Below are 21,339 nucleotides of genomic sequence, written 5' to 3'. Positions count from 1 at the left end.
GCTACTCCTTGTCGACTCGCCGCAGGTCGGCATCCACCATCATGTGAATCAGATTCTCGAGGCTGGTCCTCGGACTCCAGCCCAGCACCCGTTCGGCCTTGGCCGGGTTGCCCAGGAGCACGTCGACCTCCGCGGGGCGGATGAAGGCCTGGTCGACCACCACGTGGTCCTGGTACTTCAGGCCGACGTAGTCGAAGGCGATGCGGCACATTTCCCGCACCGTGGTGGTCACGCCAGTCGCCACCACGTAGTCATCGGGCTTTTCCTGCTGCAGCATCAGCCACATGGCCTCGACATAGTCGCCGGCGAAACCCCAGTCGCGCTTGGCATCGATGTTGCCCAGGCGCAACTCCTTCTGTTTGCCGAGCTTGATCCGCGCCACGGCATCGGTGACCTTGCGGGTCACGAACTCGATGCCACGCAGCGGCGATTCGTGGTTGAAGAGGATGCCGCTGGAGGTGTGCAGGCCGAAGCTCTCGCGGTAGTTCACCGTGATCCAGTGGCCGTACAGCTTGGCCACGCCATAGGGGCTGCGCGGGTAGAAGGGGGTGTTCTCGTCCTGCCGCTCGGCCTGGATCAGGCCGAACATCTCGCTGGTGGAGGCCTGGTAGAAGCGCGTCTGCGGGCTGAACTGGCGGATCGCCTCGAGCAGGTGGGTAACCCCCAGGCCGTCGACCACGGCGGTGGTGATCGGCTGGTCCCATGAGCTGCCGACGAAGCTTTGCGCCGCCAGGTTGTAGATTTCATCCGGCTTGGCCTTGATGACCGCGCGCTGGATGGACGAGGCATCGGCCATATCGCCATCCAGATAGACCAGCTCCGATTCGATGCCCAGCTCGCGCAAACGCCAGCGGGTATCGGAGCTGCGCCGGGCCACCAGGCCGTGCACGCGGTATCCCTTTTCGAGCAGCAGTTTTGCCAGGTAGGCACCGTCCTGGCCCGTCACTCCCGTGATGAGTGCGTTTCTTGTCATTGTCGCTACACCCGTGATGCCCAGTCCGACAGGATCGCCGTCAGGGTCTGATTTATCGTTATGTCCGGCTTCCAGCCGGTCGCCTCGTGCAGCTTGGAATGACTGCCGCATACACGGCGTTGTTCCGCACGGCGCATGCGTGCGGGGTCCTGCACCAGTTCGATCTCCACCTGGGCGAGATCGGCCAGTTGCTGGATCAGGTCGCGAATCCGCCGTTCTTCACCGGAGCAGACGTTGTAGACCTGTCCGGGGCGGCCGCCTTCAAGCAAGGCGAAGTAGGCCGACACCACATCGCGGGCATCCAGGAAGTCGCGGCTGACGTCGATGTCGCCAACCAGCAGCCGAGGCTCCTGCAGGCCTGCGCGGATCAGAGCGATCTGTCGTGCAGCACTGGCGATGACAAAGTTCTCCTTCTGCCCGGCGCCCACGTGGTTGAAGGGGCGCGCGATCATCACTCGCCAGCCTTCGGTCATGCCCCACTGCAGGCAGAGGTGTTCGGCCGCCAGCTTGCTGACGGCATAGGGGTTGCGAGGCGCAGGCAGAAGGTCTTCGCGGATGGGAAGGTGTGCTTCGTCCACCTGGCCATAGATGTCCCCGGAACTGACGTAGAGGAAGTCCCCGGAGAAACCGAGAGCCTTGAGCGCCTGCAGCAGGTTGAGGGTACCCAGGAGATTGACCTGCAGCGTACCCGCGGGATCGCGAAACGCTTCCGGGACGAAGGTCTGCCCGGCGAGATGGATGACGGCATCCGGCCGCTGACTGTAACCGGCACGCACCGCTTCCGGATCGGTGAGGTCGGGGCGCTCGGGCACCTCGAGCAGTTCCCACACGCTCTCGTGCTGATCAAGCCAGGTTCGGATGTGGTGTCCGACGAATCCCGTGAGGCCGGTGACCAATAGGCGCTTTCTCAAGAGAACCCCTTGTCATGAGCACCCAGGGAACATCCGACAGGTGCTACGAGCTGGAAAGGTGCCTGCAGAAGTCGCGAAAATGATGCGATTAGGATTCTTCTGCTGTTGTACTTATCTCGTTAACCTGTAGTAAATGAATGACAAATTCAACCTAAAGCTGAGTGACCGGTCGGTTCTGCTTCAATTTTTCATACATGGTACTTAAGCACTTTTCGAAGCCGGCTGAGCTGTGTTTAGAATGCGGCCGCCAGCGCTTGCACCTGTCCAGTCCGACAACCCGGTCGTCGACTGGACAAAAGCCCCGCCCCGGCCGCCAGGGTGGTAACAAGAACAATACACAGGCAACGGCCTGTAAGGCGCTGCCGGCAGCGCCTGCACAGTGTTGTAGGACCGTATGGACTTCATCCTGTTTTCGGATATTGGCGAGAGCACCATCGACAGCAGTCTCGGCACTCCCGAGTACAGCTATTTCTTCGTTCTCAAGGCCTATCTGCCGGTTCTGCAGGCGCTTGGCGAAGTACATCGCCCGCAGAGCCTGCAGGAGCTGGAAGCCACCGCCCGCCGGCTGCGCGCGGCCGGGCGTGATTGCCTGGCACTGTTCTTCGGCCCACCGCACAAGTCTCCGCTTTCCCTCGCCTGTCCCATCCTCTGCGTCATCGCCTGGGAATACGACAGCATCCCCAACGAAACCTGGAACGATGATCCGTGCTCGGACTGGCGCTACGTGCTCAGCCGGCATGGCGGGGCGATTAGCCTGTCGTCGCACACAGCCCGGGCGATCCGCGCCTCGATGGGGGAGGACTTCCCGGTGATTCCCCTGCCGACACCGCTCTGGGAAACCTATGCCAGCCTCGGCGGACAATCGCTGGCCAACGCCATCATCGAGCCGACGAAACTGCAGATTCGTGGCTGCATCCTCGATACCCGACTGCTGGGCCTGTCGGCCGACGGACTCATCGCACCGATACATGACATTCCCGCCGTCGCCGACGAGCCCATCGAGCCCATTATCGAAGCCGTGCCGGCACTCACCTGGCGACGGCGCGCGCTGATCACCCGGCATTACCTCCTGATGTGGTACCGCGAGGCCGTGCGCGACCTCGTGCCCGCCGCGCTGCGCCGGGGCCTGAGCCGACTGCTGCGGCGCCCCAGCCCGCCAGCGCCGGCCGAGCCGCCCGCAGCATCCTCCGCAACCGTGATCGAAGAGCATCCCCAGGCGCAGTTGCCGGATACCTCGCAACTGGTCGAGGTCCAGGTGGAGGGCGTGGTCTACGTCTCGGTATTCAACCCTGCGGATGGGCGCAAGAACTGGGAGAACCTGGTCACGGCCTTCTGCTGGGCGTTCCGCGGCACTGCCGACGCGACCCTGGTGCTCAAGATCACCCAGAAGGACCTGGCCAGCTACTACGTGCACATGCTGACCCTGTTGTCGCAGTTGGCCCCCTTCGCTTGCCGTGTCGTAGTCATGCACGGCTTCCTCGACGACGAACAATTCCAGCGCCTGCGCGAGGCCACCAGCTACTACGTCAATGCCTCGCGCTGCGAAGGCCTGTGCCTTCCGCTGATGGAGTTCCTGGCCTGCGGCAAGCCGGCCATAGCCCCGGCGCACACCGCGATGGAGGACTACGTCGACGGCGACCTGGCCTTCGTCGTCCCCGCTTGCCGCGAACATGCCGTATGGCCCCAGGACACTCGCCTGAGCTACCGGACCATACGCTACCGTCCGGACTGGGGCGCACTGAAGCAGGCATACCTGGACAGCCACGGGATTGCCCGGCAGGCCCCGGAGCGCTATCAGGCGATGTCCATGGCCGCACGCCAGCGGATGCGCGAATTCGCCGGCGAGGAGCGTTTCGCGAACGAGCTGGGTGAGTTCCTCGGCACCTTCCTGGGTACCGGCAGGCCCGACAAAGCCGTCGCGGGAGACGCGGCATGCTGATCCTCATCCATTCGGAAACCAACCGCAGCAACATCCGAGAGAACCTCGGCAAGCCCGAATACAGCTATTACTTCGTACTGAAGGAGTTCCGTCCGCTACTCGAACGCCTGGGCCAGGTGATGGAAATCAGCGATCCGGACGACCTCGTCGATCGGATCTACGCCGACTGCCAGCGCCGCGGCGAGGAGTGCATCTTCCTGTCCTTCTCGCCACCGCACCGCACCCCCATTCATTACCGTTGCCCGACCATCCCGGTGTTCGCCTGGGAGTTCAGCGTCATCCCTTATGAGAGCTGGTACGGCGAGCCGCGCCACGACTGGCGCCTGGTGTTCGACCGACTGGGCGCGGCCATCACCCATTCCAGCTTCACCGTCGACTCGGTACGCCAGTCCATGGGGCCGGACTTCCCTGTGGTGAGCATCCCAGCCCCGGTCTGGAACCGCTTCGCCGCCCTGGCGGCCCGTCTGCAACGCAGGCCGGTGGCCGAGCAGCTGGAATTGCAGGTCGACGGCCTGGTGATCGACAGCCGTGTGGACGACGTGGGCGGCTATGCCCCCGAACCCCATCGCGATGCGCCACGCATTGACTTCGAGGCCTCGCGTGGAAGGCGGAAACTGCGCCTGGACGGAGTGATCTACACCTCGGTGTTCAACCCCTACGACGGCCGCAAGAACTGGATCGACATGCTCGGCGCCTTCTGCTGGGCCTTCCGCGATTGTGAAGACGCCACCCTGGTACTCAAGCTCACCCACCACTGCATCGACGATGCGCTGGCGGACATGCTCCACCACCTCTACAAGCTCAGGCCCTACCGTTGCCGCTTCGTGCTGATCCACGGCTACCTCGAGGATGCCGACTACGAACGCCTGGTGGAGGCCACCAGCTACGTGGTCAATACCTCCTACGGCGAGGGGCAGTGCCTGCCGCTGATGGAGTTCATGTCCTGCGGCAAGCCGGCCATAGCCCCGCGCAATACGGCGATGCTCGATTACATCGACAGCAACAATGCCTTCGTGGTGGATTGCACCGAGGAACTCACTGCCTGGCCCCATGACCCGCGGGCGGCCTACCGTACCCTGCGCTACATCACCAACTGGGACTCGCTGCTTGCGGCCTACCAGGAAAGCTATCGGGTGGCGAAGGAAGACCCCCAGCGCTATGCGCACATGAGCGAGGCCGCAGTGGACGCCCTGCAGGCGTTCTGCAGCATGGAGCAGGCGCAGGCCCGGCTGTCCGCCTTCCTCGCTGCCCTGCGGGCTCGCAGGGCGATAACGGGCGATGAGCCATGCGCAAGTCTGTGACTATGGCATTGCCATGTCGATCATCGGCTTGCCCCGGACATGGCCAGCCGGCAATGGCGGAGGGTGTGTCATGCATCGGTTACCGATGACAGACCGCCAGGGCCACACACCCGGCCGGCGTATCCAGGACATCGAGCTGCTGCGGGCGCTCGCCGTGGTCAGCGTGGTCGTGCACCATGCCCATGGCAATCTGTTCCACTGGCCCACGCCGCTGTTCGATGCCTTCTTCCGGCGCTTCGAGCTGTGGTGGGGCGTCGATCTGTTCTTCGCCATTTCCGGCTTCGTCATCGCCCGGGACCTGATTCCCCGCCTGCAGGGCTGCAACGGTATCGCCGAGTTCTGGCGCAACAGCGTACAGTTCTGGGTCAGGCGCGCCTTCCGCCTGCTCCCCTCGGCCTGGCTCTGGCTGCTGCTGATGCTGGTGGCCTGCCGCTTCCTGAACGAATCGGGCGCCTTCGGCACATTGTCCACCAACCTCGCCGCAACACTCGCGGGGATACTGCAATACGCGAACTTCCGTTTCGCCGACAGCTTCTTCCGCTACGAGTACGGCGTCAGCTTCGTCTACTGGAGCCTGTCGCTGGAGGAGCAGTTCTACCTCCTGCTGCCGCTGCTGATATTCGTCTCGCGCCGCTTCCTGCCCTGGATTCTGGTAGGGGTGATAGCCGCCCAGTTCTTCGTCTGGCGCACGCCCTTGCTGATGGTGCTGCGCACCGACGCCCTGGCCTGGGGCGTGCTCCTGGCCCTGGCCAGCCACAAGGCCTTCTATGTACGCCTGGAGCCGACCTGGCTGTTGCGCTGGCGCCCCCTGGGGCTGATCCTGGCGGCACTGCTGGTGCTGGGGTTGACGCGGGTGTCCACCGAGCAGCACCTCTGGTCCGTCTGGCGTATCGGGGTGATCGCCCTGTTCAGCGCGGCCCTGGTCTGGTTGGCTTCCTACGATCGCGGCTACCTGGCCCTTCCCGCGCCCCTGCAACGCCTTGGCCTCTGGCTGGGCAGCCGCTCCTATGGCATCTATCTCATCCATATCCCGGCATTCTTCCTGACCCGGGAAATTGCCTTCCGTCTGTATGGCGACAGCGCCCTGGACGGCACCCATACCCTGCTGTTCCTGGTCCTGGCCATCTGCACCATCGTCCTTTGCAGCGAAGCGAACTACCGCTATGTCGAGTTGCCGCTCAGAGCACGCGGCACCGCCATTGCCCGGCGTTTCTCGACCGAGGCGCCGCCTACCGCAGGAGACATCCGCAATGAGGCAGCCTAGCCGTCGTCGCGTCCCCGTCGAGTTTCCCGGCTGCGCAGACAAATCCCGCATTTCCCCGCTCGGAACGCTTCTGGAGAACTGGCCATGCTGAACCGGCTGAAGAATTTCCTGACCACTCCTGCCGCTCCAGCGGCGAAGGAAAGCACGGGCAGCGCCGCCGAGCCACGTGTGGATCCATACATGCTGGGCCTCAAGGATGCAGCCCTGAGCGGCTGGTTCGACCAGCAGAACGGCGAGCTCTACCGCGGCTTTCCCGTGGGCCCCGAGGACACGGTGCTGGACGTCGGCTGTGGCAACGGCGGCAATGTGCACTTCTGCGCCATGCGTGGCGCGCGCATCATCGTGGCCGACATCGATGCCGAGAAGATCGAGGCCACCCGCCAACGCCTGGAAGGAAGCGCGGCCCGCAGCGTCGAGTGCCTGGTGACCGACAGTGTTCCGCTACCGATTCCGGACGCCTCCATCAGTCGTGTGGTCAGCACCGAGGTCATCGAGCATGTGGACGACCCCCGGGCCTTCCTCGCCGAGTTGGTCCGCGTGGGGCAACCCGGCGCCCTCTACCTGCTTTCCGCCCCTCATCCCTCCTCGGAGGAGCTCCAGCGGGGCTTCGCCGCCGCCGATTATTTCCGCAAACCCAACCACGTGCGGGTGATCGGCGAGCAGCAGTTCAGGGACTGGGTGACGGAAGCGGGCCTGGAAGTCGTCAGCCACGGCCAATATGGTTTCTACTGGTCTTTGTGGATGCTGTTCTTCTGGGAGGCCGGCGTCGGGTTCGAGAATCCCGACCATCCGCTGCTGCACAACTGGACCAGGACCTGGGACGTCCTGCTCGATTCGCCTCGCGGTGCCGCCATCAAGGAGGCGCTGGACCAGGTGGTCGCCAAGAGCCAGGTGATAGTGGCGCGCAAGCCGTGATGCAAGCGCCTCGCCACCGACAGGGAATGTGAAGGATGAGAAGCCCTGTATTGTCGAGCAACCGGTACTTCGGTCTGGAATGGCTGTGGAGCCCCGCGCGTCGCAGCATCGCCTACGCTTTGCCGCTGCTCATGGCCGTGGCCCTGGTGCTGTATCTGTATCCGGGTACCTTCCTGGCCGGGCATGGCAGATTCTTCGAGGGCGGCGATGCGGCCTCTCACGTGTCGGGGTGGCTGTTCTTCGAACAGGACCACTGGCATTTCCCGCTGCTGAAGACGGATCGCCTCAACTATCCCGACGGCATCAGCATTGCCTTCACCGACAGCATCCCGCTGCTGGCCTTGCCGCTCAAGCTGTTCGCCGGGGTGTTGCCCGCGGGCTTCCACTATTTCGGCCTGTGGCACGCCATCTGCTACCTGCTGCAGGCAGCCGCCGCGGTTTTCGTGATTCGCTCACTGGGTATCCGGCATCTGCCAGGCGCCCTGCTCGCGGCGGGTTTCGCCCTGATCTGGCCTGCCCTGACGCACCGCCTGGGGCACACGGCGCTCATGACCCAGGGGCTGCTCCTGCTGACACTGGGCACCTATCTGAGGGGCCATTCGGGAACATGGTCCGTTCGCCGAACCTGCACGGCATTCATCGCAATCACCGCCAGCGCCCTGCTGGTACACCCCTACCTGTTCGCCATGAGCTATCCGCTCCTGCTCGTCTATCTGGTGAGCCAGTGGCGGGCTGGAAGCCTGGACCTGAAACGCGTCTGCCTCTGGCTCGCAGGCTCGCTCGTGGTGCTGTTCGCCATCCTCCTGGCGGGCGGCTATCTCATCGGCAAGGGCGCCGCCGCCGGCGGCTTCGGCATCTATTCACTGAACCTGCTCTCGCCTTTCTGCGGTGGCCTGCTGTGTTCCAGCCACTACGCGACACCGGGGCAGGATGAAGGCTTCAACTACCTGGGCGCTGGCGTCCTGCTGTTGCTGGCCACCAGCGCGCTGTTGGAACCTCGTGCGTTCCTCCGTTCCGCGGCGCGCCATCGCTACCTGTTGCTGGCCCTGCTGGCGCTGACTCTCTACGCGGCCAGCAACAAAGTGTTCGTTGGCCAGCATGAGTTGCTGGATATCCACCTGCCCCGGTTCGCCGAAGCGCTGGCCGGCATCTTCCGGGTGAGCGGCCGTTTCTTCTGGTTGGTGGGCTACAGCATCCTGTTCTTCGTCCTGGCCGTATTGCTGCGCCGTCGCAGCCTAGCGCTGTTGCTGCTGATGTCCGGGGCGCTGGCACTGCAGTGGTACGACACCCGCCCGTTGCGTGACCGCGTCCTGTTCCAGACACGCCTCCCCACCACCGTCGACATCGCGCCCTGGCGCTCGGCGCTGGCCGGCTTCGAGGAAATCGACGTCTATCCAGCCTATGGCTGCAGCCTTCCGCCCACCACGGACGACGACTACGTGCGCTATCAGTACCTGGCGGCGCAACTGGGCCTTCGGATCAATACCGGCTATACCGCCCGCGCCGCGACGGATTGCACGAAAAAGAACAGGCTGGTCGACGGGCCCGCACTGCCCGGCCATCTGTACGTGAAGCTGGGGCACCTGCATAACCCGCTGGATCTGCCGCCGCTGTTCCGTACTGCGCTCGATGCCGGGCGCTGCATGCTCGACAGCCAGCATCTCATCTGCATGAACACCCGGCCCTCGCAAAGCTGGGCTACCGTGGCGGCACCGCTGGACAGGCGGAATTCGGACCTCCGGATACGCTGGAAGGCCGAACAACTGCCCAGCCTGATCGGCCAACTGCGCAACGGGCGCCTGGTCCCGCGCCAGCCGGGTGAAGCGGGCTATCTCAGCTATGGTCCCTACATTGCCCTGAGCGAAGGCATCTATTCGTACCGGATCAACTACTTGAGCGAAGCTGACGAAGCCACGACCGTCGGTACCTGGGATATCGTCGGGCAAGACGCTGGCGGGCACTTCGTCGCCCTCTCCAGCGGCCCGCTGGCTGGCACCCACGGCGAACTCCGGCCGGTCGCCGGGATGGTGGCCTTGAAAGCCCCGCTGCAGAAAGTCGAATTGCGCCTGCTGAGCAATGGCGCAGACCTGCAACTCTCCGACCTGGAGATTTCCTCGGACCTGCCTACGCCACAAACCGCCCAGCGTGCGGCCGATTGAGGCCGCGCCTGCCATGTTCCGAATAACAAGAGCGACACGAGCCACGGACGAAACGACATGACCAGTGAACCCCACGCTGCGCCCCGGCAGAGCCTCATCCACCGCCCGCAGCTCGACACGCCGCTGGCATTGTCGCTGGTGGTGCCTGTCTACAACGAGGCGGAGACCGTTGCGCTGTTCGTCGAGCGCGTCGAGCAGGTGTTCGCCGATCCTGATGCCGTGCGAGTGGAGTACGTCTTCGTCAACGACGGCAGTGAGGACGATACGCTCGATGTACTCCTGCTGCTGCAACGACGCATCGCACAGATCAGGATCGTCGACCTGAGCCGCAATTTCGGCAAGGAGGCGGCCCTGAGTGCCGGTCTGCGTTGTGCCACGGGCCAGGTGGTGGTGCCGATCGACGTCGATCTCCAGGATCCGCCCGAACTGATCCCGACCATGATCGAACGCTGGCGGGAAGGCTATGACGTGGTGCTCGGGCATCGCATCGATCGCGCCTCCGACTCCTGGGCCAAACGGGCGTCGGCCAGCTGGTTCTATCGCATCCACAACAAGATCGCCGATCCGGCGATTCCCGAGAACGTCGGCGACTTCCGCCTGATGGACCGCCAGGTCGTGGATGCGCTGAATGACCTGCCCGAGTCCCGGCGTTTCATGAAGGGCCTGTTCGCCTGGGTCGGGTTCCGTACCACCCATATCGACTACAGCCGCCCGGAAAGAGTGGCCGGAACCAGCAAGTTCAATGGCTGGCGCCTGTGGAACTTCGCCCTCGAAGGCATCACCAGTTTCAGCACCGATCCCCTGAAGATCTGGACCTACCTCGGCATCGCCGTGTCCTTGAGCGCCTTCCTGTTCGCCATACTGATCGTCCTCAAGGTGGTGCTCTTCGGCATCGACGTGCCTGGCTACGCCTCGCTGATGGTCGCCGTGACCTTCCTCGGCGGCCTGCAACTCATCGGCATCGGGGTGCTGGGCGAGTATCTCGGCCGCACCTACCTGGAATCCAAGCGCAGGCCCGTGTATCTCGTCCGGCGCATCTACGAAGCAGAGGACTGAGCATGGACCTCAAGGAAACCGACATCCTGGGCGAGCATATCGCCGACCACTGGTATTACCGATCCAAGCGGGCCGCCGTGCAGCAGTTCCTCGGCGACATGCGCCCCTCGAGCATCCTCGACGTGGGCGCCGGCTCCGGCTTCTTCTCCCGCGCCCTGCTGGCCGAAGGCAGCGCCGGCGAGGCCTGGTGCGTGGACATCAGCTACTCGGCGGACTCCGATGCCAGCGAGGCTGGGAAGCCGATCCGCTTCCGTCGCTCAGTGGACCGCCTGGACTCCGACCTGGTGCTGCTGATGGATGTCCTGGAGCATGTCGACGACGATGTCGGCCTGCTTCGCCACTACGTCGAGAAGGTGCCCCACGGTGCGCACTTCCTGATTTCCGTACCGGCCTTCCAGTTCCTCTGGAGCGATCACGATGTATTCCTCGAGCACAAGCGTCGCTACCGGCTCACCGATATCGAACGGGTCGCAGAGCAGGCCGGGCTCGAGGTGCTGAAAGGCGCCTACTACTTTGGCGGCGTATTCCCGATAGCCGCCACCCTGCGCCTGTTCGAGCGACTCAGGGGTGATGCCGTGCGCCAGCCCAGATCGCAGCTCAAACGACACAACGGGGTGGTCAATGCAGCCCTGCAGGCACTATCCATGGTGGAGTTGCCGGTACTGCGCTTCAATCGTGTCGCCGGTCTGACAGCATTTTGCCTGGCTCGGCGCCCATGACCCACGATGAGAGCCTGTCCATGCGCCGCCTGCTTCGCAGCCGCCTGCTGAAGGAGGTGCTGCTCGCCGCCCGCTTCGGTGTCGTCGGCGTAGGCGCCACCGCACTGCACATCGGCATCGTCTGGCTGCTGCTGTCCCATACGACATGGCCGGTGCTGCTCGCCAACCTGGTCGCCTTCCTTTGTGCCTTTGGCCTGTCGTTCTCCGGCAACTACATCTGGACCTTTTCTGCGCCGGGCTCGCCAAGCAGGGCGATGCGCCGCTTCTTCCTGATTTCCCTGAGCGCCTTCCTGGTCAACAGCGGCTTGCTGGCTGCGCTGCTGGCCGCCGGCTGGCTTTCGCCGCGTCTGTCCGCCATCGCGTCGGCCGCCGTGGTACCGGGCATCACCTTCCTGGCCAGCCGACTCTGGGGGTTCAGACACTAGCCATGGAACGGACATTGAAAACCGCCGGAACCAACCTCGCGATGCGCACCTCAACCGATTCGCGTCATTCGCTGTGGATCCCCGTACTGCTGGCCTGCCTGCTGTTCCTGGCCCTCGGGGGCCAGTCCATTCTGTTGCCATCGAACACCGGCTGGCTGATGCGTGGCTTCTTCGACCCGCCGACCAATCTGCTGGGGTGGGAGTTCTTCCGTGAAACCCCCTTGCTGCAATTCCCTCTGGGCGCCAATCCACGCTATGGCATGGAACAGGGAAGCTCCATCGTCTTCTCCGACTCGCTGCCACTGTTCGCCCTGCCATTCAAACTGATCGGCCCGCTGCTGCCCGACAGCTTCCAGTACTTCGGCCTGTGGGTGCTGACCTGCATGGTGCTGCAGGGGGTATTCGGCTACCTGACGCTATCGCGTTTCGTCGAAGACCGGCGCCAGCTGTGCCTGGGCACCGGCCTGCTGTTGCTGCTGCCTCCCTACCTGATGCGCTTCTCGATCCACCTCGCACTGGGTGGCCAGTGGCTGCTCATGGCCGGGCTGTACCTCTATTTCGACAAGGCCTACCGAGCGCGCTTCTGGTTGGTGCTGCTGGCGGTCGCCACCCTGACCCACGCCTACCTGCTGGTCATGCTCGGCGCGATCTGGGGCGCCGATCTGCTGCAACGTCTGCTGCGGCGCGAAGCGAGCCTTGCCCGCTGCGTGGTGCGCGGGCTGACCGGCTGCGCCCTGGTCCTGACGATAATGTGGCTCCTGGGCTACTTCATGCTGGGCTCGTCGCCGGCAGCGACGGGCTCCTACGGACGAATGAACCTGTTGTCGCTGATCGATTCTCGAGGGGCCTGGTCGCGGCTGCTGCCCGGACTACAGCTCCCCTTCATCGAGGGCGACGGTTTCGCTTACATGGGCGTGGGTATGCTGGGACTGCTGGCCATTGCCTGTCTCCTGGCAATTGGCCGCCGCGGACAATGGAGCCACACACTCATCTGGCCCCTGATCGTGATGAGCGTTCTCCTGCTGTTGGTATCGCTGACCAATACAGTGAGCATCGGCCACCATACCCTGATCCAGTTCGAGATACCGGACTGGGCGGTGCGTCTGTACCAGGTATTCCGTTCGCCGGGTCGGATGTTCTGGCCGGTGTTCTATCTGCTCTGCGTGACAACCATCGCCATCGTCTGCACTCGTACCCGGCCGCAGATCGCCTTGGGCCTGCTCGCCATTGCCCTGATCGCGCAGATCTACGATCTGTCCAACGTGCTTGCCGGTACGCGCAATCACTTCCAAGGGCACTGGAACAATCCCCTGACCTCCAGGTTGTGGACCGAACTCGGTTCCCGCTACGACAAGGTGCTCTACATTGCGCCAACCAACGTTCCGCCGGACTTCATCCCCCTTTCGAACTTCGCTCTGCACCACGGCATGTCGATCAATGCCGCCAACTTCGCCAGGGTTGACACCGAGGCTCAAGCAAGAACCCAGGCCGCCCTGGCAGCCCAGGTGCAGGCAGGCACCTACGATCCCAAGGCCCTCTATGTCTTCAATGATCTTGCTCTCTGGGACCAGGCCCTGCAGTCACACGGTGCGGACGACGCGATGGGTGAGCTCGATGGCATCAAGCTGCTGCTCCCGGGCATGGGCCAATGCGAAGGCTGCCGGGATGCCGGCTTCGTGCCCAAGCACTGGGGCTTCTGGCCGGCCGAACACCTGCCTACGCTCATCGGCCAGTTGCGCGATGGCCGCCTGGTGGCCCAGCCCGGCATCTCGGGCTACCTGAGTTACGGTCCATACACCCACATCCCCCAGGGTAAGCTGCGCTACCGCATCACCTACAGCGCCAGCGGCAGTCCATCACAGCCGGTGGGTAACTGGGATGTCGTCAGCAATGCGACGACCCAGGTGATCATCCTGGCCCAGGGCCCGCTGATGGGTACCGAAGGCGAACCCAGGACGCTGGAGGGTATTTTCGACGTGGCAACGGCCAGCTCGAGCGCGGAAATCCGTACCTTCAGCAATGGAGCCGGCGAATTGGCGTTGATCAGCGTCGAACTCCTGCCTGAGCGCTAGGTAATATTCGCCTGCACAGTAAGGCGCCGGAACGGCATAACAGTGCCCCTGGGGACCTCGACTGTGCCGGAATGATCGTCGGCGCTTGTGTCTGTGAGGGCCACGCCCGGGGCGTGCATCCTGTCCTTCCGTCACCAGAAGGACAACCACATGAACCGGGTTCTCGCTCCTTTCCGTTCGTCTGCCGGTTCGCGCCTGGACGCCCGAAGCCTGTGGCGGAAGATCGCTGGTCGGATCGCCATGTACCTGCAAAACGCCCGCACCCGCCACCAGCTCGCCCAGCTCGGCGAACGCGAGTTGGCCGACGCCGGCATCGACCGTTGCCAGCGCGAGCGGGAACTTTCGAAACCTTTCTGGCGCTGAGCGGCTGGCCGCGGCGGGCGGGCTCCGCTAGTCTGCATCGGTAGCGCGCGGCAGCTTTGGCCGCGCGGTTTCATCTCGACTGGGAGTGTCCATCCATGAATCGTCTGCGCCTGCTTACCGCCGCCGCCCTGCTCACCTGCGCCAGCGGCGCCTTCGCCACCAGCTTCATCGTCACTACCGATGCGCTGGTCGGCGCCACCAAGGCCACCTCCGACGGTACCACCGACATCACCAACTCCTTCCGCGACGACAAGATCGTCCTGGACGCCCGCGACGACGCCGCCACCTTCGTCGCCACCGCCGGGCAGGTGCGCGGCGCGCATCTGGAAGCGGCGCTGCGGCACATCCGCGGCAAGCTGCCGAGCCTGGCCGCCAACGACCTGCAGCTGGCCCAGGCGATCCTGGTCATCTGACTTCCCCCTCGGCCCGGAGGCGCTTTTTCAGAGCGTCTACCGGGCCTGCGAGGCTGGCTCTTGCCGGCACATTCCGTTAGCCTTGTCGGCTGTGCTTTTCCGATCGCCATAGCCCATGCGCAGCCTCCTATTCCTGCTCACCGGCCTCTGCCTGGCCACCCCCGTGCTGGCCTTCGAACAGACCACCATGTTCGTCGCCGGCAGCAGCTACGTGACCAGCAAAGTCACCAGTACGCCTTTCGAGAACAAACTGCTCGGTGCCGCCCGCGATGATGCCGCCAGCTACATCGCCACCGACGGCCGGGTGCGCGGAGCGCGCCTGGAACAGGCGTTGCGCTGGCTGCGCACGCAGCATCCGGAGCTCGCGGCGAACGATCGGGAACTGGCCGAAGCCATTCTTGCCCAATAGTCAGTCGTGAGCAGCGCCCGCTGCCGTTTCGGAGACTCCCATGCGCCTCAGCTCGATCCCCAAGAGCCCCCTGATCCTCGGCCTGCTGCTGGCCGCCTGCGCCTCCAGCGCCCAGGCACAGTCGGTCATCCGCCTGTTCAACATCACCACCAACGCCATCGGTCGCAGCGTGGACTTCACCTCCGACACCACCACCTCGATCCGCGACATGAAGATCGTCCGCGAGGCCCGCGACGACGCCGCCAGCTTCGTCGCCAGCGAAGGCGCCATCCGCGGCGCGCAGCTGGAAGCGGCGCTGAAGGTGGTCCGCGAGAAGGTGCCGGATGCGCGCGACGCCTCCGACCAGCAGCTGGCCGAAGCCATCCTCGCTCTGTGATCCCCCGCGGCCGCCGCGCTCTGGCGGCACTGGGCCTGCTCGCCGCCGTCGGCGCCCGGGCCGATCTGCGCCTGGAGCTGCTGCCCGACGGCCTCGCCCCGGCGCAGCGCCAGGCCAGCCAGCAACTGCTGGATGACGTCCGCCAGGCGCTGCCGCCACTCTTCGTCCAGGCCCTGGACCGCCGCGTCGAGGTGCAATGGCGCGACGACCTGCCGGGCAACGGCATGGGCCAGGCCCTGCGCCCCGGCGCCATCGCGCTGAACCGCAAGTACCTGGCCGCCCTCACCGACGGCAGCGCCGCCACCCTCAAGACCGGCCGCAGCCACGGCACCCTGCGTCGCGAACTGCAGGCCACGGTGGTCCACGAGCTGACCCACCTGTACGACCGCGGCCGCCTCTGGCTGCCCGCCGAGGCCCGGCTGATCCAGCGCTGCACGCGCCAGCAGGGCAGCATCGGGCGCATCGGCGAGGGCGCCGAGTGCCGCGGCCAGGCCAACCGCCGCTTCACCCTCTCCGACGACCCGCGCCTGCTCGACCTCGCCGGCTGGCCGCAACTGGCCGGCAAGCGCGGCCAGCGCGAGCACGACAACCGCTTCGTCCTGCGCAGCCCGGACCGCTACGAGCTGAGCAACCCGCGCGAGTTCGTCGCGGTGAACATGGAGTACTTCGTCCTCGACCCCAGCTACGCCTGCCGCCGCCCGGCGCTGTACCGCTACTACGCCGAGCGCTTCGGCGAGCGTCCGCAGCGCCAGGCCTGCGAACAATCCTTCGCCTACCTCAACGCCGGCCGCGACTTCGGCCGCCAGCCGCTGGGCAGGCTGGATCCGGAGCGCGTCTACGAGGTCGACTACCTGCTGGCCGAGGCCAACGACCAGTGGGTGAGCCGCTGGGGCCACGCCATGCTGCGCCTGGTGGTGTGCGCCCCGGGCCGGCCGCGCGGCCCGGACTGCCGGCTGGACCTGGACCAGCACCTGGTGCTGTCCTACCGCGCCTTCGTCGGCGACCTGCAGCTGTCCAGCTGGGACGGTCTGACCGGCTCCTATCCGTCGCGGCTGTTCGTCCTGCCGCTGTCCCAGGTGATCGAGGAATACACCAAGATCGAGCTGCGCAGCCTGGCCTCGATCCCGCTCAAGCTCAATCGCCAGCAGATCGACGAGCTGGTGGAGCGGGCCATGCAGGTGCACTGGGGCTACGACGGCAACTACTACTTCATCTCCAACAACTGCGCGGTGGAAACCCTCAAGCTGCTGCGCAGCGGCATCCCCGACCCGCGCCTGCAGGACCTCGACAGCATCACCCCCAACGGCGTGGTGCAGATCCTGGAGAACCGCGGCCTGGCCGACGCCAGCGTGCTCGACGACTCCAAGCGCGCGCTGCGCCTGGGCTACCGCTTCGACTCCTTCCGCGACCGCTACCAGGCGATGTTCGAGGTGCTGCGCCAGCGCCTGGACATTCCCCAGAGCAAGGTCGAGGACTGGCTGGCCCTGCCCGCCAGCGAGCGCCGCGCCTGGTTCGACAAGGCCGACCTGCGAGCCAGCGCCGCCATGCTGCTGCTGGAGCAGGCCTCGCTGCGGCGTCAACTGCAACTGGCCCAGGACGAGCTGAAGCGCCTGTACCTGGGCCACCGCAACGACGCCCGCGCCGACCCCAAGCTGGTGGCGGCGGGCAAGACGCTGCAGCAGATCCTCGACGACAGCGGCTTCCTCAGCCAACCGGCGGAGCTGCTGGACAGCGGCTACGGCCTGCCGCAGCCGGGCGAGTCGACGCGCCTGGAACAACAGACCCAGGCACGCCAGGCGCGCCTGCGCCAGCTCAGCGACAACCTCGACCAGGAGGTCCGCGCCCTGCTGGAGCCGGAGCGCCGCGAGGAGTTGCAGGCGCTGGAGGCCAACCTCAAGCAGCTCGGTGCGCACCTGCGGGCGCTGCATAAGGCGGCGGGTGGGTTCGAGTTGCCTTGAGGGGCTGTTCCTGTAGGAGCGACTGCGCCAAAGCGCTTTTCGTAGGATGGGTTGTTCTCGCAGGAGCGAGCTGTGCTCACTTGCGGGTTCGGTGCATTGGTTTGACTTTGTTCCCTCTCCCTAACCCTCTCCCTAAAGGGAGAGGGGACCGTTCGGTGTGCTTGGATGTTCTGAAGTCAGCCGGCGGCACCGTTGGTTTCCGACTGAAGCCATTCCTCCTCTCGGCACGGACTAGCTCCCTCTCCCTTCAGGGAGAGGGCTGGGGAGAGGGGCTCTTCAGGACACACAACCCCACCCGGCAGAACTCAACACAAACAAAAAACGCGCCCAAAGGCGCGTTTCTCATCAACCGAAGAACCCCTCAGCGGCGCCCCTCCAGCTTGAAGTAGAAGACCTTGGTCGCCTGCCGCGCGACGATCCGGCCGCCGCTGATGCGTGGCTCGAAGCGCCAGGTGTCCATGGCCTGGCGCACGGCGTTGTCGAACATCCGCGGCGGCGAGGAGTCCAGCACCTGGATGTCGTCGATGCGGCCGTCGGCGGTGATGGTGAACAGCACTTTCACGTGGCCTTCGATGCCGCGGCGCTGGGCCATCAGCGGGTACTTCGGCGAATCCATGCGCAGCGGCTTGATGTCGCTGTCGTTGAGGCTGCCGGTGGGCAGGCCGGCCGGGCCCTGGGTGCCGGTCGGGGCGGCCTGGGCGCCCGGGGTGCTCTGGCCCACGGTCGGCGCGGCCGGAGGCGGCGGCGGGGCGGGCGGCGTCGGCTCGGCCTGGGCTTGCTCGGCCGGCTCGGGTTCGGGCTTGGGTTTCGGCTTGGGCTTGGGCGCCTTCTTCGGCACCGCCTTTTCCACCGGCTTGGGCTTGGGTTTCGGCGGCTCCGGCTTGGGCGGCTCGACCACCGGCTCCGGCGGCGTGGGTTGCGGCGGCTGCGGCTCGGGCGCGGCGGCCGGCGGCTCCTTCACCGGTTCGGGCTTGGGCGGCAGCTGCACCACGCTGACCTGCATGGTCGGCACTTCGCCACGGCCCAGGTTGAGCTCGTCGGGGCTGGGCACGGCCCAGACCAGGCCGGCGACCACGGCCAGGTGCAGCACCACGGACAGCCCGGAAGACTTCCACCAGCCCGCCTGCTGGGGCGGCTGCTCCGCGTCTTCCACGCCCTCCACGGGCGCGGCGTAGGGGATCAGCAGTTCGGCGACGGGAACTTCCTCGTCGCGGCGGGCGCCGGAGCAGTCCACCAGACGCAGGTTGGCTTCATTGCCACGCTGGGCGCTGACGCAGGGCAGCGAGAGTCCTTCGTCGCTGTCGGAGGACGAAGGAAGTTCCGCGGCGGACGCGACGAGAGTGGAACTCGCCGGCGAGCGCGATTGCGATGGCGACATGGGAGAAGCCTGTGGAGAAATGACAGAATCTGATAATTATTATCATTCGCCCCGGGTATGGCAACCTTATTGGCCATCCGGCAACCAGGCACAGGTCAACATTTGCTGCTGCAGCGCCTGCGGATCCTGCTCTTTGGCGAAGATCAGCTCCAGCCGATTGTCCCGCCGCCAGGCGCTGGGCTGCCAGGGTTCGGCGCTCGTCACCCGGTTGCAGGCCAGCCAGCCGTCCTCGCAGTGCAGCACCGCCTTGGCCCGCAGCAAGCCGTCCAGGCCGGCCAGCCAGGCCTCCAGCGCCGCGCGGCGGAAGCGCCAGTCGGCGTGCAGGCGCCAGCCGACGGCCTGATGTCCACCGTCGCTGTGCACCTGGCGCAGGGGCGCGGCGCGGGTGAGCAGCACAGGCAGTTCGGCCGTGGGGGCTGGCAGTTCCACCGCCGCGGCTGGGTCGAACGCTGCGACGAACGGCAGGCTCGCGAAGGGCAGGCGCCCCTGCTCGGTCCACACCAGCGGCAGCGCCGGCAGGCTGGCCTGCAGACGCGCGCGGGCCGCCTCATCCAGGGCTTCGCTCTTGTTCAGCACCAATAGCGCGGCGTCGGCCAGGGCGTCCTGCTGCGCCTCCGACAGCGAGGCCCCGGCGGCCAGCGCCGCGGCATCCAGCACCAACAGCAGCGGCTGCGGCGCCAGCACGCCGCGCCAGGGCGCCTCGCCCAGCTGGCGCAGCAGGGTGCGCGGGTGGCCGAGGCCGGAGGGTTCGATGAACAGCCGCTGCGGCCGCGCCTTGCGCAGCAGGCGGGCGAGGCCGACCTGGAAGGGCGCACCGTTGACGCAGCACAGGCAGCCGCCGGCCACCTCGCCTATGGCCACGCCGTCGGCGTCGGTGGCCAGCAGCGCGGCGTCCAGGCCGACCTGGCCGAATTCGTTGACCAGCACCGCCCAGCGCTCGCCAGGCGGGCGCTGGGCCAGCAGGTCGCGGATCAGGCTGGTCTTGCCGGCGCCCAGTGGGCCGCCGATCACATGGGTGGGAATCTGTTCGAGCATGGCGCCATGTTGCCGCCTGACGCAGGCCGGGAAAAGCGCTAGAGTCGGCCCTTCGCTCAAAGGACCCCGTTTTCATGCGTCTGCCGGCCCTGCTCCTGTCGTCCTGCCTCGCCCTGCCAGCCCTTGCCCACGCCGAAGCCTGCGTGGTGCACAGCCGCGGCAAGAACCTCGACGTGAAGGTCTGCCAGCAGAACCGCAGCATCCCGGCAAAGCTGTTCCACGAAGGCTTCTGCCAGCCGCAGCTGAAGGACCAGCAGATCGAGGTGACCTACGCCGAGGCCTGCCCAAGTGGCGCCTTCGGCGTCTGCAACAACGCCCAGGTGCCCAACAGCCCCTACCGCCAGGACATCCACTACTACGGCGTGGCCAGCGACGCGCGCTTCCTCCAGCCGTTCTGCGAAAGCCAGAGCAAGGGCCAGTGGCAGGCCGGCAAGTGACCGTCATGCGCCTGTCATGGGCGGCTGTTCTACTGCTGGTCGGGTACCTCACACCCACTGGCGCCCCACGCCAGCAAAGATCTTGGTGATAGGGCCGCCCCGCGCGGCCCTCTTTTTTTCCGGCTCTTTTCCCGCGTTTTCGCCATCCGGACCGGCGGTATCGCCGTTCGTCCGCGCAAAGGTGTCTTGCGCAGCCGCCCCTTCTGTCAGAAGGTCACATCCGCTAAGTTTTCAGAGCGTGAGGTACCTTGGGGGTTACGCATGAGCACGTCTATGAACCTGGACGGCCCCTTCTATCCACCGGCGCTGGGGGCGCCGGAACGACTCAGCGCGGAGCAGTTGCGCGCCTCGCTGGAAATCACCATGGCCGAGCACGGCGGCGGCGCCGTCTGGCTGTTCGCCTACGGCTCGCTGATCTGGCGCCCGGAGTTCCCGGTGGCCGAGGCCAGCCGTGCGCGGGTGCACGGCTACCACCGCGGGCTCTACCTGTGGTCGCTGACCCACCGCGGCACCCCGGAGATGCCCGGCCTGGTGCTCGGCCTGGACCGCGGCGGCTCCTGCGCCGGCTTCGCCTACCGGCTGCCCGACGACGACCTCGACGCCAACCTGTTCGCCCTCTGGCAGCGCGAGATGCCCTACGCCTCCTACCGCCCGGAATGGCTCAGCTGCCGCCTGGAGGATGGCCGCCGGGTGCGCGCCCTGGGCTTCGTCCTCGAACGCCACCTGCCCAGCTACGCCGGCTCGCTGCCGGACAGCGTCGTGCAGCGCGTGTTCGACAGCGCCCAGGGGCACTTCGGCACCACCCGCGAATACGTCGAGCAGACGGTCAGCGCGCTGCGCGCCTGCGCCATGCCCGACCTGAACCTGGAGGCCCTGCTGGCGCGCTGCTGCGCCAAGGCCAGCGGCTGAGTCAGGGCGTCGGCTGGCGCACCTCGATCGGTTGCGCCGGCGTCTCGTCCAGCCCCCAGTCTGACCCATCCGCCCAGTCCTCGCCGAAGGTCTCGATGGGGTGCTGGGTGCGGCTGGAGCCATTGCCGCAACCCATGGCCGAGGCCGGGCAGTAGCGGTCGCAGCCCCAGCAGATGCGTTCGGGGTGGGCGGGGTGCAGGGGGAATTTCTTCGCCATGGAGGTTCACCTGAAGGGAGTGGGCCCAGCTTCGATTCAACGCCTTCCGGCGCCCATCGTACTTGTCGCGAATCAAGAAGTGCGGGAATAAGCAAATGCAGCATAAGCAA

General features: G+C 65.9%; 21 protein-coding genes. 16 read left to right on the top strand and 5 right to left on the bottom strand.

What is annotated here, in order from left to right; genetic code table 11:
* Nucleotide 1 precedes the first annotated feature (1 nt).
* Nucleotides 2-973 carry a GDP-mannose 4,6-dehydratase gene (gene gmd / locus IG194_RS12530; RefSeq protein ID WP_009614730.1) on the bottom strand — a complete coding sequence of 324 codons (972 nt, stop codon included), beginning with the start codon at nt 971-973 and terminating at the stop codon, nt 2-4.
* Between the two features lie 5 nt (nt 974-978).
* Nucleotides 979-1,884 (bottom strand): GDP-mannose 4,6-dehydratase, encoded by a 906-nt coding sequence (locus tag IG194_RS12525; RefSeq protein ID WP_058487853.1) that lies wholly within the window; start codon nt 1,882-1,884, stop codon nt 979-981.
* A 394-nt stretch (nt 1,885-2,278) separates the two neighbouring features.
* Here IG194_RS12525 and IG194_RS12520 point away from each other — a divergent pair, with 394 nt between their 5' ends.
* The 14 genes from IG194_RS12520 (at nt 2,279) to IG194_RS12455 (ending at nt 17,253) form a co-directional block, all read left to right on the top strand.
* Nucleotides 2,279-3,823 carry a glycosyltransferase gene (locus IG194_RS12520; protein WP_058487852.1) on the top strand — a complete coding sequence of 515 codons (1,545 nt, stop codon included), beginning with the start codon at nt 2,279-2,281 and terminating at the stop codon, nt 3,821-3,823.
* Nucleotides 3,817-5,124 (top strand): glycosyltransferase, encoded by a 1,308-nt coding sequence (locus tag IG194_RS12515; protein ID WP_009614736.1) that lies wholly within the window; start codon nt 3,817-3,819, stop codon nt 5,122-5,124. Before IG194_RS12520 ends, IG194_RS12515 begins: the two co-directional genes overlap by 7 nt.
* 70 nt (nt 5,125-5,194) lie before the next feature.
* A complete protein-coding gene (locus IG194_RS12510) occupies nt 5,195-6,388 on the top strand; it encodes an acyltransferase family protein (RefSeq protein WP_082996369.1) in 1,194 nt (397 codons plus the stop codon).
* Nucleotides 6,389-6,472: 84 nt separating this feature from the next.
* Nucleotides 6,473-7,303, top strand: coding sequence for a class I SAM-dependent methyltransferase (locus tag IG194_RS12505; protein WP_058487850.1), 831 nt, complete (start codon nt 6,473-6,475; stop codon nt 7,301-7,303).
* A 50-nt stretch (nt 7,304-7,353) separates the two neighbouring features.
* Complete coding sequence (locus IG194_RS12500) at nt 7,354-9,462, top strand: DUF6311 domain-containing protein (RefSeq protein ID WP_058487849.1); 2,109 nt, start codon at nt 7,354-7,356, stop codon at nt 9,460-9,462.
* Nucleotides 9,463-9,519: 57 nt separating this feature from the next.
* Nucleotides 9,520-10,518, top strand: a complete 999-nt coding sequence (locus IG194_RS12495; RefSeq protein WP_082996370.1) for a glycosyltransferase family 2 protein — start codon at nt 9,520-9,522, stop codon at nt 10,516-10,518.
* A gap of 2 nt (nt 10,519-10,520) precedes the next feature.
* A complete protein-coding gene (locus IG194_RS12490) occupies nt 10,521-11,237 on the top strand; it encodes a class I SAM-dependent methyltransferase (protein WP_058487848.1) in 717 nt (238 codons plus the stop codon).
* A gap of 20 nt (nt 11,238-11,257) precedes the next feature.
* Nucleotides 11,258-11,662 carry a GtrA family protein gene (locus IG194_RS12485; protein WP_064987656.1) on the top strand — a complete coding sequence of 135 codons (405 nt, stop codon included), beginning with the start codon at nt 11,258-11,260 and terminating at the stop codon, nt 11,660-11,662.
* Between the two features lie 2 nt (nt 11,663-11,664).
* Entirely contained in the window at nt 11,665-13,734 is a 2,070-nt protein-coding gene (locus IG194_RS12480; RefSeq protein ID WP_141679829.1) for a DUF6311 domain-containing protein, read from the top strand.
* Between the two features lie 150 nt (nt 13,735-13,884).
* Complete coding sequence (locus IG194_RS33150; protein ID WP_024128834.1) at nt 13,885-14,097, top strand: DUF1127 domain-containing protein; 213 nt, start codon at nt 13,885-13,887, stop codon at nt 14,095-14,097.
* A 95-nt stretch (nt 14,098-14,192) separates the two neighbouring features.
* Complete coding sequence (locus IG194_RS12470) at nt 14,193-14,510, top strand: DUF2388 domain-containing protein (protein ID WP_043269918.1); 318 nt, start codon at nt 14,193-14,195, stop codon at nt 14,508-14,510.
* 115 nt (nt 14,511-14,625) lie between these two features.
* Nucleotides 14,626-14,919 (top strand): DUF2388 domain-containing protein, encoded by a 294-nt coding sequence (locus IG194_RS12465; RefSeq protein ID WP_058487845.1) that lies wholly within the window; start codon nt 14,626-14,628, stop codon nt 14,917-14,919.
* A gap of 40 nt (nt 14,920-14,959) precedes the next feature.
* Nucleotides 14,960-15,295, top strand: coding sequence for a DUF2388 domain-containing protein (locus tag IG194_RS12460; RefSeq protein ID WP_009614751.1), 336 nt, complete (start codon nt 14,960-14,962; stop codon nt 15,293-15,295).
* Nucleotides 15,295-17,253, top strand: a complete 1,959-nt coding sequence (locus IG194_RS12455; protein WP_141679835.1) for a DUF4105 domain-containing protein — start codon at nt 15,295-15,297, stop codon at nt 17,251-17,253. Before IG194_RS12460 ends, IG194_RS12455 begins: the two co-directional genes overlap by 1 nt.
* A gap of 361 nt (nt 17,254-17,614) precedes the next feature.
* On the opposite strand, the gene IG194_RS12450 is transcribed toward IG194_RS12455, so the two are convergent.
* Both IG194_RS12450 and IG194_RS12445 read right to left on the bottom strand, forming a co-directional pair.
* Entirely contained in the window at nt 17,615-18,631 is a 1,017-nt protein-coding gene (locus tag IG194_RS12450; protein WP_009614755.1) for an energy transducer TonB, read from the bottom strand.
* A 66-nt stretch (nt 18,632-18,697) separates the two neighbouring features.
* Nucleotides 18,698-19,666 (bottom strand): CobW family GTP-binding protein, encoded by a 969-nt coding sequence (locus IG194_RS12445; RefSeq protein ID WP_058487843.1) that lies wholly within the window; start codon nt 19,664-19,666, stop codon nt 18,698-18,700.
* A gap of 74 nt (nt 19,667-19,740) precedes the next feature.
* Here IG194_RS12445 and IG194_RS12440 point away from each other — a divergent pair, with 74 nt between their 5' ends.
* Both IG194_RS12440 and IG194_RS12435 read left to right on the top strand, forming a co-directional pair.
* Complete coding sequence (locus tag IG194_RS12440) at nt 19,741-20,103, top strand: hypothetical protein (protein WP_058487842.1); 363 nt, start codon at nt 19,741-19,743, stop codon at nt 20,101-20,103.
* Nucleotides 20,104-20,364: 261 nt separating this feature from the next.
* A complete protein-coding gene (locus IG194_RS12435; protein WP_058073069.1) occupies nt 20,365-21,012 on the top strand; it encodes a gamma-glutamylcyclotransferase in 648 nt (215 codons plus the stop codon).
* Nucleotide 21,013: 1 nt separating this feature from the next.
* Here IG194_RS12435 and IG194_RS12430 read toward each other — a convergent pair whose 3' ends face one another.
* Nucleotides 21,014-21,229: a DUF3079 domain-containing protein gene (locus IG194_RS12430; RefSeq protein WP_009614763.1), complete on the bottom strand. Its 216-nt coding sequence runs from the start codon at nt 21,227-21,229 to the stop codon at nt 21,014-21,016.
* Between the last annotated feature and the right edge of the window lie 110 nt (nt 21,230-21,339).

Origin of the sequence: Pseudomonas sp. ADPe (assembly GCF_014843515.1) — a bacterium.
GTDB lineage: Bacteria > Pseudomonadota > Gammaproteobacteria > Pseudomonadales > Pseudomonadaceae > Pseudomonas > Pseudomonas citronellolis.
The sequence above is the reverse complement of the archived record's forward strand: the minus strand, read 5'-3'. Positions and strand labels throughout refer to the sequence as shown.

Excerpts from the sequence above, each read along its gene's own strand:
- IG194_RS12520 (WP_058487852.1), top strand. The coding sequence starts at position 2,279 with ATGGACTTCATCCTGTTTTCGGATATTGGCGAGAGCACCATCGACAGC.
- IG194_RS12515 (WP_009614736.1), top strand. The coding sequence starts at position 3,817 with ATGCTGATCCTCATCCATTCGGAAACCAACCGCAGCAACATCCGAGAG.
- IG194_RS12505 (WP_058487850.1), top strand. The coding sequence starts at position 6,473 with ATGCTGAACCGGCTGAAGAATTTCCTGACCACTCCTGCCGCTCCAGCG.
- IG194_RS12485 (WP_064987656.1), top strand. The coding sequence starts at position 11,258 with ATGCGCCGCCTGCTTCGCAGCCGCCTGCTGAAGGAGGTGCTGCTCGCC.
- IG194_RS12510 (WP_082996369.1), top strand. The coding sequence starts at position 5,195 with ATGCATCGGTTACCGATGACAGACCGCCAGGGCCACACACCCGGCCGG.
- IG194_RS12440 (WP_058487842.1), top strand. The coding sequence starts at position 19,741 with ATGCGTCTGCCGGCCCTGCTCCTGTCGTCCTGCCTCGCCCTGCCAGCC.
- IG194_RS33150 (WP_024128834.1), top strand. The coding sequence starts at position 13,885 with ATGAACCGGGTTCTCGCTCCTTTCCGTTCGTCTGCCGGTTCGCGCCTG.
- IG194_RS12435 (WP_058073069.1), top strand. The coding sequence starts at position 20,365 with ATGAGCACGTCTATGAACCTGGACGGCCCCTTCTATCCACCGGCGCTG.
- IG194_RS12450 (WP_009614755.1), bottom strand. The coding sequence starts at position 18,631 with ATGTCGCCATCGCAATCGCGCTCGCCGGCGAGTTCCACTCTCGTCGCG.
- IG194_RS12465 (WP_058487845.1), top strand. The coding sequence starts at position 14,626 with ATGCGCAGCCTCCTATTCCTGCTCACCGGCCTCTGCCTGGCCACCCCC.
- IG194_RS12430 (WP_009614763.1), bottom strand. The coding sequence starts at position 21,229 with ATGGCGAAGAAATTCCCCCTGCACCCCGCCCACCCCGAACGCATCTGC.
- IG194_RS12490 (WP_058487848.1), top strand. The coding sequence starts at position 10,521 with ATGGACCTCAAGGAAACCGACATCCTGGGCGAGCATATCGCCGACCAC.
- IG194_RS12495 (WP_082996370.1), top strand. The coding sequence starts at position 9,520 with ATGACCAGTGAACCCCACGCTGCGCCCCGGCAGAGCCTCATCCACCGC.
- IG194_RS12460 (WP_009614751.1), top strand. The coding sequence starts at position 14,960 with ATGCGCCTCAGCTCGATCCCCAAGAGCCCCCTGATCCTCGGCCTGCTG.
- IG194_RS12445 (WP_058487843.1), bottom strand. The coding sequence starts at position 19,666 with ATGCTCGAACAGATTCCCACCCATGTGATCGGCGGCCCACTGGGCGCC.
- IG194_RS12480 (WP_141679829.1), top strand. The coding sequence starts at position 11,665 with ATGGAACGGACATTGAAAACCGCCGGAACCAACCTCGCGATGCGCACC.
- gmd (WP_009614730.1), bottom strand. The coding sequence starts at position 973 with ATGACAAGAAACGCACTCATCACGGGAGTGACGGGCCAGGACGGTGCC.
- IG194_RS12470 (WP_043269918.1), top strand. The coding sequence starts at position 14,193 with ATGAATCGTCTGCGCCTGCTTACCGCCGCCGCCCTGCTCACCTGCGCC.